This window comes from Hymenobacter setariae (assembly GCF_007713685.1).
Lineage (GTDB): Bacteria > Bacteroidota > Bacteroidia > Cytophagales > Hymenobacteraceae > Hymenobacter > Hymenobacter setariae.
Genome location: NZ_VMRJ01000006.1, coordinates 233,426 through 246,804, shown reverse-complemented (window position 1 = coordinate 246,804; position 13,379 = coordinate 233,426). Strand labels below are relative to the sequence as shown.

Annotated in this window: 11 protein-coding genes and 1 pseudogene; 10 read left to right on the top strand and 2 right to left on the bottom strand. The window is 55.4% G+C overall.

Annotated features, from left to right (window positions below; genetic code table 11):
• Nucleotides 1-23 precede the first annotated feature (23 nt).
• The 5 genes from FNT36_RS21770 (at nucleotide 24) to infB (ending at nucleotide 6,786) form a co-directional block, all read left to right on the top strand.
• Nucleotides 24-758 (top strand): hypothetical protein, encoded by a 735-nt coding sequence (locus tag FNT36_RS21770; protein ID WP_144852095.1) that lies wholly within the window; start codon nucleotides 24-26, stop codon nucleotides 756-758.
• A gap of 176 nt (nucleotides 759-934) precedes the next feature.
• Nucleotides 935-1,375: a hypothetical protein gene (locus FNT36_RS21765; protein ID WP_233636138.1), complete on the top strand. Its 441-nt coding sequence runs from the start codon at nucleotides 935-937 to the stop codon at nucleotides 1,373-1,375.
• 168 nt (nucleotides 1,376-1,543) lie between these two features.
• Nucleotides 1,544-2,038, top strand: a complete 495-nt coding sequence (locus FNT36_RS21760) for a ribosome maturation factor RimP (RefSeq protein WP_233636137.1) — start codon at nucleotides 1,544-1,546, stop codon at nucleotides 2,036-2,038.
• 181 nt (nucleotides 2,039-2,219) lie between these two features.
• Complete coding sequence (gene nusA / locus FNT36_RS21755; protein WP_144852533.1) at nucleotides 2,220-3,533, top strand: transcription termination factor NusA; 1,314 nt, start codon at nucleotides 2,220-2,222, stop codon at nucleotides 3,531-3,533.
• A gap of 124 nt (nucleotides 3,534-3,657) precedes the next feature.
• Nucleotides 3,658-6,786, top strand: coding sequence for a translation initiation factor IF-2 (gene infB / locus FNT36_RS21750; protein WP_144852086.1), 3,129 nt, complete (start codon nucleotides 3,658-3,660; stop codon nucleotides 6,784-6,786).
• 133 nt (nucleotides 6,787-6,919) lie between these two features.
• Here the strand turns inward: infB and FNT36_RS21745 are convergent, their stop codons facing one another.
• Together FNT36_RS21745 and mscL are read right to left on the bottom strand one after the other, a co-directional pair.
• Nucleotides 6,920-7,336 (bottom strand): hypothetical protein, encoded by a 417-nt coding sequence (locus tag FNT36_RS21745; RefSeq protein WP_144852083.1) that lies wholly within the window; start codon nucleotides 7,334-7,336, stop codon nucleotides 6,920-6,922.
• Nucleotides 7,337-7,464: 128 nt separating this feature from the next.
• The gene (gene mscL / locus FNT36_RS21740) at nucleotides 7,465-7,842 is read right to left on the bottom strand and encodes a large conductance mechanosensitive channel protein MscL (RefSeq protein ID WP_144852081.1); all 378 of its coding nucleotides are present in this window, start codon (nucleotides 7,840-7,842) and stop codon (nucleotides 7,465-7,467) included.
• 243 nt (nucleotides 7,843-8,085) lie between these two features.
• Between mscL and FNT36_RS21735 the strand changes: the two genes are divergently transcribed.
• From FNT36_RS21735 to gatA, 5 genes and pseudogenes are all read left to right on the top strand, one after another.
• Nucleotides 8,086-8,880, top strand: a complete 795-nt coding sequence (locus FNT36_RS21735) for an enoyl-CoA hydratase/isomerase family protein (protein WP_144852078.1) — start codon at nucleotides 8,086-8,088, stop codon at nucleotides 8,878-8,880.
• 83 nt (nucleotides 8,881-8,963) lie between these two features.
• Nucleotides 8,964-10,484: a lipopolysaccharide biosynthesis protein gene (locus FNT36_RS21730; protein ID WP_144852075.1), complete on the top strand. Its 1,521-nt coding sequence runs from the start codon at nucleotides 8,964-8,966 to the stop codon at nucleotides 10,482-10,484.
• A 470-nt stretch (nucleotides 10,485-10,954) separates the two neighbouring features.
• Nucleotides 10,955-11,113, top strand: a pseudogene (locus tag FNT36_RS25705) (Sec-independent protein translocase subunit TatA/TatB); the annotation flags it as partial.
• 242 nt (nucleotides 11,114-11,355) lie between these two features.
• The gene (locus FNT36_RS25950; protein WP_144852069.1) at nucleotides 11,356-11,805 is read left to right on the top strand and encodes a Sec-independent protein translocase subunit TatA/TatB; all 450 of its coding nucleotides are present in this window, start codon (nucleotides 11,356-11,358) and stop codon (nucleotides 11,803-11,805) included.
• A gap of 3 nt (nucleotides 11,806-11,808) precedes the next feature.
• Nucleotides 11,809-13,245 carry an Asp-tRNA(Asn)/Glu-tRNA(Gln) amidotransferase subunit GatA gene (gatA, locus tag FNT36_RS21715; protein WP_144852068.1) on the top strand — a complete coding sequence of 479 codons (1,437 nt, stop codon included), beginning with the start codon at nucleotides 11,809-11,811 and terminating at the stop codon, nucleotides 13,243-13,245.
• Nucleotides 13,246-13,379: the final 134 nt, after the last annotated feature.

The following is a 13,379-nucleotide window of genomic DNA, read 5'->3' as shown; positions in this document are numbered from 1 at the left end:
CTACCTCCACCCAGCCCTTACTTATGCGCTTTTCCTACGCTTTCTTTTCGCTATTTGTCGCACTGTGCATGGCCTCGGTGGCCCAGGCGCAGCGCGTCGAAGTCATTGGCTTGGCCGCCAGCTTCAACGTCAGCCAAAGCTGGGCACGCGAGTCGGGCTTGCAGCTAGGTACCTACGAGTTGCAAACCTCTCCCAGCTCCGTGCGCTTCGATGATACGGGCAACCGCTACAGCGCTTACGCCCGCATTCGGCTAGGTGAGGGCTCCATGTTTGCGCAGCTCGAGCTAGCCTACACTAGTGCACTCAGCAGTACCTACCCACTCAACTATCCTGGTGATGCAGGCTCGCCTAGTGACCCAGGCTATCAGCCAGCTAGCAACGCTCCCTTCGGATATCGCATTCGGCGGGCCGAGGTGGCAGCACTGGTAGGCAGGCACCTAGGGCCGCACTTCTACGCATTAGCGGGGCCAGTCCTAGCCTTACAACAGCGGCAGAGTGCTAGTGGCACCTCCTCTACTGCTGAAGTATACCGCAGTTTGTATGGCGCTGTCGAGCGCGGGCAGTTGCTAGGCCAGGTGGGGTTCGGATTTCAAGTTTGGCGCTTAGACTTTGGCCTTCGCTACGAGCATAGCTTGACACCCTACACCCGCGAGGTAACCTATCTAGGCCAAACCCAAAATTTCCATCAACGCACTAGCCAGGTGATGCTAAGTATAGGGGCGCTGCTCTACGACCGCAGTCAACGCTGGCGTCACTAGCCCAAGGCTTTATACAATATTCTGTTCATAAACACCTTACTGACTTTTCTAACCCGCTTTACGTGAAAAACTTCTACATTTTACTGTATCCATTTGCTGCGCTGCTAGGCTGTCTCACTAGCTGCAAAAAAGAAGCGGAAGCTCCTCACCAACCAGTGAGTGCGACTTACCTTGTATTGAATGAGCAAGGACAGGAAACCGCTGTTTTTGCGCCTGGCGAAGCTATCGTACTCCGCTACGAAGTGCGCAACGATACCGACCAGGAAGTCTACTTCAATAATCCCGTCTTCGATTACGCGCACTTCATGGAAGTATCCCGCGATGACAACGGGCAGTTGAGCTTAGTAGGCAAGCCTTATACTAGTATGAGCCTAACGTATAATATGTACGTAGTCGTGGCGGCTCATAGCGCACGCAGCTTTACCATTCCGTGGGTGGCTTCGTCAAAATATCCCAATGCATATCCCTTCAATAGCCATGCCCTTAACGCCCCGCTGCCAGTGGGCCGTTACCATACATCTGTGCAGCCACGGCTAACTTGGCATCATGGTACCGAGGCCGACGTTACAGTATTGTCAGCCGCTCAGGATTTTGTACGCACTTTCGAGGTACGCTAATGCCTAGGTGCCTGTCCGCAGCCTTCACCGTCGGCTCACAAGCACCTAGGAGCGACGGCTTGCCCAGGTCAATCGCTTACCACTTGCAAAGCCCCAGGTAAATCTGTATCTTTGCACTCGAAATTGGTATTCAATCTGAAAAGAGGGGACGCGCAGTCCCCTCTTTTTTTGTCCTACCCCCCGCCCACCATGGCCCAATTTGACCGCCACCGTATTCAACAGCTGCTAGCCGATGCCCTCGGCGACAGCGGATTATACGTAGTTGACCTGACCGTTTCCGACTCAGTGATGCCCAAAATCACTGCTACTCTCGACGGCCCCAACGGCCTCGGCATCCAAGAGTGTGCCCAGGTGACGCGCCGCCTCAACCGCGGCCTCGAAGAGGCGTATGGCGAAGAGGCAGCTTACTCGCTCGAAGTGACCTCGCCCGGCGCCGACCAGCCCCTCACCGACCCGCGCCAGTACCAGCGCCATATTGGCCGCAGCCTCGCCCTAAAGCTGGCTGATGGCACCGAAAAAACGGGTCCGCTTACTGCCGTCACGCCCGAAGGCATTGAGCTGGAAGAAGTTATTAAAGTAAAGTCGAAGAAGACCACTCTACCTGCTGCCTTTTTTCCTTTTGGGGACATTAAGGAGGCAAAAGTTGTTATCTCCTTTAAGTAAGCTGTCAGCTAACAGCCAGCAACTGTTAGCTTTTCGCTCGACGCAAGCAGCTGGCCCCCAACCTGCTGTCTATTTCCAAAAAGCTAACAGTTGCTAGCCCGAAGCTAGCGGCCAAAAATTATCTCTCATGGCTAAAAAAGCAACCCCTAGCCCACAGGAAGTCGCCGCAGCGGCGGCTGACCTGAACGCCCGGATGCTCATCGAGAACTTTCAGGAGTTCGCCAAGAGCCGCAACATCGACCGGCCCACGATGATGTCTATCCTCGACGACGTGTTTCGGACGATGATTCGCAAGAAGTTTGAGGACGACTCCAACTTCGACGTGATTATCAACCCCGACAATGGCGACCTAGAGATTTGGCGTAACCGCGAAATCGTGGACGACGACTCGGAGGACATCTGGGACCTCGACAAGATTCCGTTGAACGAAGCCCAAAAGATTGAGCCTGATTTTGAGATTGGTGAGTCGGTAGCCGAGCCCATCAAGATTGAGGACTTTGGTCGCCGTGCTGTACTCCTAGCCCGTCAGACGCTGATTCAGCGCGTAAAGGACATGGAGCGCGACAACCTATATCAGAAATACAAGGACCTCGTAGGCGAAATCATCACTGGCGAAGTCTACCAGGTATGGAGCCGCGAAGCTCTTATTCTGGACAAGGATGAGAACGAGCTAGTACTGCCCAAAAGCGAGCAAATTCCGAAAGACCGTTACCGCAAGGGCGACACCGTACGCGCTGTAGTGCACCGCGTAGATGTGGTGAATGGCACGCCTAAGGTTATTCTGAGCCGCGCCGCCCCGGCCTTCCTCGAGCGATTGTTCGAGCAGGAAGTACCCGAAATCTTTGATGGCCTCATCACCATCAAAAACGTAGTACGCGAACCCGGCGAGCGCGCCAAAGTAGCCGTAGAAAGCTACGACGAGCGTATCGACCCAGTAGGTGCCTGCGTGGGTATGAAAGGCAGCCGCATTCACCCAGTAGTGCGCGAGCTGATGAACGAGAACATCGACATCATCAACTACACTGATAACCTAGAACTGTTCATTGCCCGGGCCTTGAGCCCAGCCAAGGTAGGTTCAATGAAAATCAGTGAACAAACTGGCCGGGTTTCCGTGTTCATGAAGCCAGACCAAGTGAGTCTGGCCATTGGCCGGGGTGGTGCTAACATCAAGTTGGCTTCGCGCCTGGTAGGCATGGAAATCGACGTCTTCCGCGAAGCCACCGACTACGAAGAAGATATCGCGCTCGACGAGTTTACCGATGAAATTGACGCTTGGGTAATCACCGAGCTCAAGAAAATTGGTCTCGACACGGGCCGCGCTGTGTTGGCTGTAAAAAAGGACGACATCGTGCGCCGCACCGAGCTAGAAGAAGAAACGGTGGACGATGTATACCGCATTATTCGTCAAGAATTTGCGGACGACGACGACCTCCCGACCGACGAAGCGGCTCCTGCAGCTTCAGCTACCCCCGACAGCGCTCCGGCCGCCCAATGAGGGCCGGGGCCAACCGCCCGCAGGGATATTATTAAATCGAGCCAGTAGGCTTGGTTTATAGCCTGCTGGCCAGATTTAATCTTTACCTTTGCACCCAAGAACGTATCGTTCGCGACTTTATAGAATGGCGGAAGCAACCCCGAAACGGCTTATTCAGGCGGCCAAAGACCTGAACATCGGTATCGACCGGGCCGTCGAGACCCTTTCCCGCAAGGGGATTGTGGTAGAAAATAAGCCCACCACCAAGCTCACCGGCGAGCAGGTGGCTTTATTGGAAAAAGAATTTGCCGCCTCGGCACAGGACAAGCAGGAAGCGCAGCGCCACACCCAGGCGCGCCGCCAGAGCGAACTGAATGCCCAAGCACAAGCTGCTGTGGCCAAGCCAGCCGCGCCCGCCCCAGCTCCTAAGCCGGCACCTGCTCCTGTAGCAGCAGCACCTGCACCTACGCCAGTAGCTGCACCGGTGGCAGCAGCTCCGGTCGTTGCAGCTCCGGCGCCAGCACCAGTTGTGGCGGCCCAGCCAGCTCCGGCTCCGGCAGCTGCCCCAGCCGCTCCGGTAACTGAAGCACCTAAAACTCCTGGCCTAAAAGTTCTAGGCAAGATTGAGTTGGATAGCAAAGGCCGTGTTATACCTCCGCGTCCCGCTACGCCGGCTCCAGCACCTACACCTGTAGCTACCCCGGCCCCAGCTCCGGCACCGCGGCCTGCTGTAGTAGCACAGGCTCAGCCTGCAGCTCCAGTAGCCCCGCGCCCTACCCCTGCGCCCGCAGCACAGCCAGTTGCTGCTAAGCCAGAGCCTGCTGCAGCCCCTGCACCGGTAGCGCCTACTCCAGCACCTGTAGCAGCAACTCCTGCTGCACCAACACCTACACCAGCGCCAGTAGCTTCGGCCCCAGCTGCACCTACGGCTCCGGCCGAAGCACCAGCTGCCGAAGAAGGTACTATTACGGCTAAGGCTGACCAACTGAAGGGCCTCACAGTACTAGGCAAAATTCAGTTGCCAGTTGACTCGAGCCGTCGTGGCCCAGGTGGCCGTGGACCTCGCCCTGTGGCTTCGTCTGATGTGCGCAAGAGTGGCGTTGGCAATAACAACAACCAGAAGAAGCGTCAGCGTCTACCTGCCCCCGGCCAGCCGGGCGGCGGCGCCAACACTAGCCCTGGTACGGGCCAGCAAGGTGGTGGCTATCAAGGCAACCGCCCGGCAGGTGCTCCCGGCCAGCAAGGTCAAGGAGGCAATCGCCCCGGCGGTCAAGGTCAGGGCAATCGCCCCGGTCAGAACAACCGCCCGGGTGGACAGGGCCAAGGCAACAACCGCGCACCCCAACCTGCGCTTACGCCTGAGCAGAACGACAAGCAGATTCAAGAGCAAATCAAGGCTACGCTGGCTAAGCTGAGCGGTGGCAAAAACAACGCCGCTGCCAACCGTGCCCGCTACCGCCGCGACAAGCGTGGCATGGCTGCCGAAGAGCGCGAAGCTCTGCGTGCCCAAAACGAGCTTGATGCCAAAACTCTCAAACTCACCGAGTTTATTTCGGCTAACGACCTCGCGTCTTTGATGGACGTGAACGTGAACGAAGTAATTCGGGTGTGCCTAGGTATGGGTATGTTCGTATCCATCAACCAGCGTCTTGATGCCGAAGCCATCACGGTTATTGCCGATGAGTTTGGCTACGACGTAGAGTTCCTCTCGGCCGAAGAAGACGAAGAGGCTATTGACCTGACTGATGCCCCCGAAGACTTGCAGCCGCGTGCTCCCATCGTGACTATCATGGGTCACGTTGACCACGGTAAAACGTCGCTGCTCGACTACATTCGGAGCGCTAGCGTAGCAAAAGGTGAAGCGGGTGGTATCACGCAGCACATCGGTGCTTACGAGGTAACGACTAAATCGGGCTCACCTATCACTTTCCTTGATACGCCTGGTCACGAAGCCTTTACGGCTATGCGTGCTCGTGGTGCGAAGGTGACTGACATTGCTATTATCGTAATCGCGGCTGACGACTCAGTGATGCCTCAGACGAAAGAGGCTATCAACCACGCTCAAGCTGCTGGGGTACCGATTGTTATTGCCCTCAACAAGGTTGACAAGCCAACTTCTAATCCAGAGAAAATTCGCGAAGAACTTTCGCAGATGAACATTCTGGTAGAAGAATGGGGCGGTAAGTACCAGAGCCAAGAGGTATCGGCTAAGTCGGGCCTAGGTGTAGAAGACCTGCTTGAAAAAGTATTGCTCGAAGCCGAACTTCTCGACCTAAAAGCCAACCCCGACCGCAACGCGGTAGGTACGGTAATCGAAGCCGAGCTAGACAAAGGCCGCGGCTACGTGACTACAGTATTGGTGCAGACCGGTACGCTGAACGTAGGCGACGTGGTACTGGCTGGCCCGCACTACGGCCGTGTAAAAGCCATGACCGATTATCGCGGTAAGAAAAAGAAAGTAGCTGGCCCAGCTACTCCAGTGCAGGTACTTGGCCTCACGGGTGCACCGCAGGCCGGCGACCGCATTCAGGTAATGGAAACGGAGCGTGAAGCCCGCGAACTGGCCACCCAGCGTCAGCAGCTGGCCCGCGAGCAGAGCATCCGTACTAAGAAGCACATTACTCTTGACGAGATTGGCCGCCGCTTGGCTATCGGTTCGTTTAAAGAACTCAACATCCTGGTTAAAGGCGACGTGGACGGTTCGGTAGAAGCACTCTCCGACTCGCTGCTGAAGCTGAGCACTCCCGAAGTGAAGGTGAACATCCTAAGCAAAGGGGTGGGTGCCATCTCGGAAAGCGATGTACTGCTGGCTTCGGCTTCCGACGCCATCATTATCGGCTTCCAGGTGCGGCCCTCGCAGAGCGCACGCCGCCTTGCTGAGCAAGAGCAGATTGACGTACGCCTGTACTCCATCATCTACAACGCCATCAATGAGGTGAAGGATGCGATGGAAGGCATGCTGGCGCCAACCTTGCACGAAGTGATAGTGGCCAACGCCGAAGTTCGCCAAGTGTTCAACATCACCAAAGTTGGTACTATTGCCGGCTGTATGATGACGGATGGCACGCTCACTCGCAAGACCCGCGTGCGGGTGGTACGCGATGGCATTGTACAGCACACTGGCGAAATCCAGGACCTCAAACGATTCAAAGACGATGTGTCGGAGGTGCGCCAAGGCTACGAGTGCGGTATTTCCATCAAAGGTTTCAATGACCTCCAAGAAGGCGATAACATTGAGGGCTTCGAAGAACAGGAAATCAAGCGTAAGCTCTAATCACAGGTTCAGAGTTTTAAGCAACAAGAAAGGGTCACCTAGCTAGGTGACCCTTTCTTGTCGTATTGACCTATTGCTTTAAGCTTCTTCTAGACAAATTTGCGCAGCTTAACTAATAAGTCTGAAACTGTGATTAGAAGAATAGGAATTTCTTTTTACGGCCATGATTATGCACTAGCGGCTGCCCTTTGGTAATGCTGCCGGGTGCTTGATGCCCTAGGCCCCGTTTGTTCTCTTGGCCGGGCATTGCCTTAAACTTGCGCACAGTGAAGCCTCCGTTGCGCTTATCATACTGGCGATAGGCCCCACCATTAGCAGCACCGAAACTAGTGTTGCCGGTGCGGGCTTCAAGTATTTGCAGTTGCTGGTCGCGGGCCGCTTCCTCAGGCGTCATTTGTTGCTGCCGGCGAGTACGCGCCGGGTCAATACCCTTAGCAGGAGCTTCACTGGCTGCTGGAGCGCCAAGCGTGGCTGACTGTGCCTGGGCGGCTGAAGTGCCTAACAATACAAATGAGCTGGCCAGTAATCCGGCCGTGAAGAGGTTTTTCACGCGAGAAAGTGACAAATAAGGTGCATCGAAGATACGGCGCTAACTGCCAGTTAACTTCATTAAGTTCCGGCTTAAGTACGCGAGCGAGCATGGCGCACTACCTAAAGCAGCTAGCGACTGTTCTTGCATTAGCTCCGGGCTCGTAGCGCGTCACGAATCTCAGTTAATAGTACCTCTTCTTTAGTGGCAACGGGTGCAGGCGGCTCAACTACAACCACCGGGGCTGGACGTTTGAATTTATTGGCGGCCTGCACAATGAGGAAAATGCAGAAAGCAATAATAAAAAAGTTAAGCACTGCATTAATGAACAATCCTACTTTCATTGGCCCTATGGCAATGGTAGAATAATCCATTTTACCAACTACCAAACCTAAAATCGGCATTAGGATGTCATCGGTCAACGACGAAACTATTTTACCGAAGGCAGCACCGATAATTACCCCGACCGCCAGGTCGAGTACGTTACCCTTAGAAATGAACTCTTTGAATTCGGAAACGATACTCATTGGTGAAAAGGATGAAGGGTGAAAAAAGTATGCAATGCGCTAGCATAGCTTAGCCAAATCGTTGTTAGCTATTTAGCTACCTTAGATGCAGCTGCAAATGGTACTGCAATATGCAGGAAATATCCTATAGTCCTATCAGAGTACTCCTTAATTTAACGCTACACTACCACCGCACTCAGTCTACGACACTGCTGCTGGCCTAACATTACCTTTGGGGCCGTATCTGCTCTTTGCGCTTTCCCTATGGCTCCTACATTCGATAATCTGCTCTACGACCTAGATGCTGCTACCGGCATTCTTACGCTTACTGTCAACCGCCCTACTAAGCTAAACGCGCTAAATGCGGCTACTATCGCTGACCTAGGCCAGGCCATCAGGCACGCACGCCAAGATGCGGCGGTGAGGGGCATTCTGCTGACCGGCAGTGGTGAAAAAGCCTTCGTAGCTGGGGCCGACATTGCCGAGCTCGCCCAGTTGAGTGGCCCAGAAGCCCAGGAGGCGGCTGCCCGTGGGCAAGCCGTATTCCGGGAGTTTGAAACCAGCCCAAAGCCTGTGGTGGCAGCGGTCAATGGCTTTGCCCTGGGGGGCGGCTGCGAGCTAGCAATGGCCTGCCACATCCGCGTGGCGGCTGAGAACGCCCGCTTTGGCCAGCCCGAAGTGAACCTAGGACTACTGCCTGGCTACGGCGGCACGCAGCGCTTGGTGCAGCTAGTGGGCAAGGGCAAGGCCTTGGAGCTATTGCTCACAGCCGACCAAGTGAAAGCCGATGAGGCCCTGCGCCTAGGCTTGGCCAACCATGTAGTGCCGCAGGCCGAGCTGCTTGGCTTTTGCCGCAGTATGCTACTCAAGATATTAACAAAAGCTCCTATCGCCCTAGGGCTTACTATCGACTGCGTAAACACCTATTTCGACCAGGGTGGCGAAGCAGGCTACGAAGCCGAAGCCGCAGCCTTTGGCCAAGCCTTTGGCACCGCCGATTTTAAGGAAGGCACGGCGGCATTTCTTGAAAAACGACCGGCCGTTTTTACCGGAAAATAATTTTACCAAGGGTTATCACTGTTAGGTAAGTAGCTATTAGTCACATAGTCGCTTAGCCTGACAGGAAACCTGTGCATTGGCTAATGAGTATTGCGAAAAAGCTGGCCTCCCAAACGGCCATTTATGGGGTCAGCAGCATAGTGGGGCGGGTGCTGAGCTATCTGCTAGTACCTATCTACACGGCCCATTTTGCGGCGGCTGAGTATGGTATAGTTACGGGGCTGTATGCCTATGTGTCCTTCCTGAATGTAGTTTTCACCTATGGCCTCGAAACTACCTTTTTTCGCTTTGCCAACCGCCCCGGCCAAGACCGCCGTGAGTTGTACAACCGCACCCTGAGCCTATTGCTACTCAGTAGCGTAGTGCTCACGCTGCTGCTGGCGCTACTAGCCCGGCCCTTACTAGGGCTGCTCGACTTACCGCCCGGCCACGAGGAATACGCTCGCTGGGTGGCTCTGATTCTGGGATTTGATGCGATAGCAGCGCTGCCTTTTGCACGGCTGCGGCTTGAGAATAAGGCGCGCAAATTTGCCGCTATCCGTTTGACAAACATCCTACTCTACGTTGGGCTCAACCTGTTTTTTGTGGTGCTGTGTCCTTATGTGATGCAGAGTTCCTCCACAAATTTGCTGGCCGGACTTCGGCCGCTGGTGGCAGCCGTCTATAACCCGAGCCTAGGGGTAGGTTACGTGTTCTTATCCAACCTTGCGGCTTCGGCTCTAACGCTGCTATTGCTGGGTCGTGAGCTGCTAGACTTCCGCTTCCGCTGGCCCGATTTATCTTTTTTGCGGCCATTATTGGCCTATGCGCTGCCCCTTATGCTGATGGGCTTGGCCGGCATGGTCAACGAAACGCTCGACCGCATCTTGCTCCCGCGCTGGCTGCCCGAAAACTTTTATCCGGGTCTAAGTCGGCTAGGCGCTGTGGGCGTGTATGGGGCTTGCTACAAGCTCAGCATCTTCATGTCACTGGTCATTCAGGCGTTTCGCTACGCAGCCGAACCCTTCTTTTTCTCCCAAAGCACGGAGAAAAACTCACCGGCTACGTTTGCACTGGTCCTCAAATGGTTTACGCTGTGCTGCGCGTTTATTTTTGTTGGTATCAGCCTGAATTTGAGTTGGGTAGGTCCGCTATTTCTGCGGCGTCCAGTCTACCTGACCGGCCTCGATGTAGTGCCCATTCTCTTGCTCGCTAACCTTTTCCTAGGTGTTTATTACAACCTGTCGGTCTGGTTTAAGCTAACTGATAAAACTTACTATGGCACCTACATCGGGGCCGCCGGCGCGGTGCTGACCATCGCGCTCAATTTTGTACTGATTCCGGTGTTGGGCTACACGGGCAGTGCCTGGGCCACGCTGGCGTGCTATTTTTTGATGGCCGCGCTGTGCTGGTGGCTGGGCGAGCGGCATTTTCCGGTGCCCTACCCAGTTGGTCGGCTGTTGCTATGGCTGCTTGGGGCAGTGAGTCTAGTAGTAGCAGGGCAAGCTGGCATTCAGGCGCTACCAGCACCTGCGGGCTATGCAGTGGGCTTGCTACTGCCACTACTGTTTTTGGGGCTGGTATATGTGGTCGAAGGCCGACAGTTGCGGCGTGCTCGGGGGTAACCTAAGTGGGATAAAACAAAAAAAACACCGGGCACTACCCGGTGTCTTTCTGAGCTATGAAAACAAACTTAGCCAACTTCCCTTTCCCGAATCGGCCAAAGGTCGATTACAGTATCAGGTTGCTAACCGATACAAAGTTGGCAGTTTTGAATGACATATGCGCAGTACTGCTGAATCTTTTCGCTGAATTTGCCCTTCTAATCTGCGAACGTATCTAATGTGCGTGCTAACGTTCAATTAATTATTTACTTGGAATAATCTAGTAATCTATTTTCCTAGGTTGGTCTCCTTAATTCAATTAGCACCAGATAGTGAGCGGTTGGTGAATACGTCATCAACCCTGAGTGCCGGGCAAAACCAACTAAACTGATACCTTTGTAGCAGTCCAGTGCCACGGCTTTTATCGTATACTGGCTTCTACCTTTTCTCTTCGTTTTTCCACTCGCTACGGCTGCTCAGCCTCCTTGCTCATGCTAGTTCTCACCCTGCTGTTCATCAGCAATCCGAAGACCATCATTTTTATCATCTTTGTGCTGGTGCTTTTCTTCGGCGCCAAGCGCATTCCTGAGCTGTTCCGGGGCATTGGCCAGGGCGTGCGCGAGTTTAAGGATGCTAGCAATGAGCCGCAGCGCCCCAACTACCAGGCACCCACGGCACCCCAGCCGCCCTACGGCCAACCCCAGCAGTACGCCGGCCAGCCTCAGCAGCCGTATGCGCAGCCACATCAGCCTTATACCCAGCCGCAGCCTGGCTACGGCCAGCAGGCACCCGGCCAGCTACCCCAAGTGCCGCCAGCCGCTCCATATAATCCGAATGGCCCGGCAGCCTAGTTGCTAGCTTTTATTCACTCGCGTCTTACCCCCTCTTTCTTATGACTTCTACCCTGCTTTTCCTAGGTGATATCGGCGGCTCCGAATTAATTCTGATTATGGTCGTCATTCTTATATTCTTTGGTGCCAATAAAATTCCGGAGCTCGCACGGGGCTTGGGTAAAGGCATTCGGGAGTTTAAGGATGCCAGCAGCGAGATTCGCAACGAGTTTGAGAATGCTGGCCAGCCGCGCCCTAATCAGTATTCCAACCAATATCCGCCGCAGCAGCAAGCGCCCTACCAGCAGCCCTACGACCCCTCGCAGCCGCAGTATGGCCACGTGCCGCCCACGCAGCCGTCCGGCTATGAGCCCGTGCATCCGGTGTATAATGCCGCGAATGACGTAAATTCGCCCGCCGCAGCCCCTGCACCGCATGCACACGACACGCCTCTACCGGGCAGCGTGCCCGGTGCCAAGCCGCGCCTCGACCAGCCTTCACCTGACGCTTAAGATTTGAAACCTCTGTTTTCTTCCCTTTCGGAAATCCAGCGCGAGCTGGCGGCGGGCACTACGTCCTGCCGCCAGCTCGTTGAGTATTACCTCGATAACATCGACCAGCGCAACGCTGAGCTGAATGTTTTTCTGGAAGTGTGGGCCGATGAAGCTCGCCAGCAAGCCGCCGCCGTGGATGAAAAGCTGGCCCTAGGCACGGCTGGCCGCCTGGCCGGCATGGTCATTGGCCTCAAGGACGTGCTGGCATACCAGGGCCACTCGCTGCAAAGCAGCAGCCGCATTCTCGATGGGTTTAAGTCGCTCTTCACGGGCACGGCCGTACAGCGGCTGCTAGACGAGGACGCCATCTTTATCGGCCGCCAGAACTGCGACGAGTTTGCCATGGGCGGCTCGAACGAGAACTCGGCTTTTGGCCCTGCGCGCAATGCCCAGGACCCTAGCCGCGTACCCGGTGGCTCGTCGGGCGCCTCGGCCGTAGCAGTGCAGGCTGATATGTGCCTTGCTTCCATTGGCTCTGATACGGGTGGCTCGGTACGCCAACCGGCTGCTTTCTGCGGCGTGGTGGGGCTGAAGCCGACGTACTCACGCATCTCGCGCTACGGGCTGGTGGCCTTTGCCTCGTCGTTCGACCAGATTGGGCCCATTACCCACTCGGTAGAGGATGCCGCGCGTCTGCTTGAAGTAATGGCCGGCCCCGATGGCATGGACAGTACGGCTAGCCAGCAGCCGGTGCCTGCCTACAGTGCCTTGCTAGAGCCCCTCCCCCACTACCGCATTGGCTACTTGAAAGAAGCCATCGACCGGCCGGGCTTGCAGCCTGAGGTGCACGATGCGCTAGAAGGTACCCTAGGTGCACTGCGCAGCCAGGGCCACGTAGTAGAGGCCGTGGATTTCCCGTACCTCGACGAGATGATTCCGACTTACTATATCCTGACCACGGCCGAGGCTAGCTCCAACCTCTCGCGCTTCGATGGCGTGAAGTATGGCTACCGGGCGCCCGACGCCACGGATTTAGAATCGCTGTACAAGAAAACGCGGGCACAAGGTTTTGGGCCCGAGGTGCAGCGGCGCATCATGCTTGGCACGTTTGTGCTCAGCGCCAGCTACTACGATGCGTACTACACTAAGGCGCAGCGCGTGCGGCGGCTCATCAAGGAGAAAACCGATGAGTTGCTGCGCCAATATGACTTCCTGGTACTGCCGACCACGCCTACTACTGCCTTTAAAATAGGTGAAAAACAAGACCCCGTGTCGATGTACTTGGCGGATATTTTCACGGTGCAGGCATCGCTATCGGGTGTGCCCGCCATCTCTATTCCGGCTGGGCAAGATGCCGAAGGGCTTCCCATCGGCTTGCAGATTCTGAGTGGCGCGTTCCGCGAAGCTGAGCTGCTGGCTTTTGCCAATGAGTTAACTACCGTAACGGCCGCTAGCTAGTTTACGCCTCTTAGGTGCTTTTTACAGAGTGCCCAACCTTAAAATGACTGACTGCGTAGCGGGATGCTGCGCGGTCAGTCATTTTTTTAGCAAGGCTTGCTAACGGTTAGGCTGTTCAGAACTTGTATTTTACC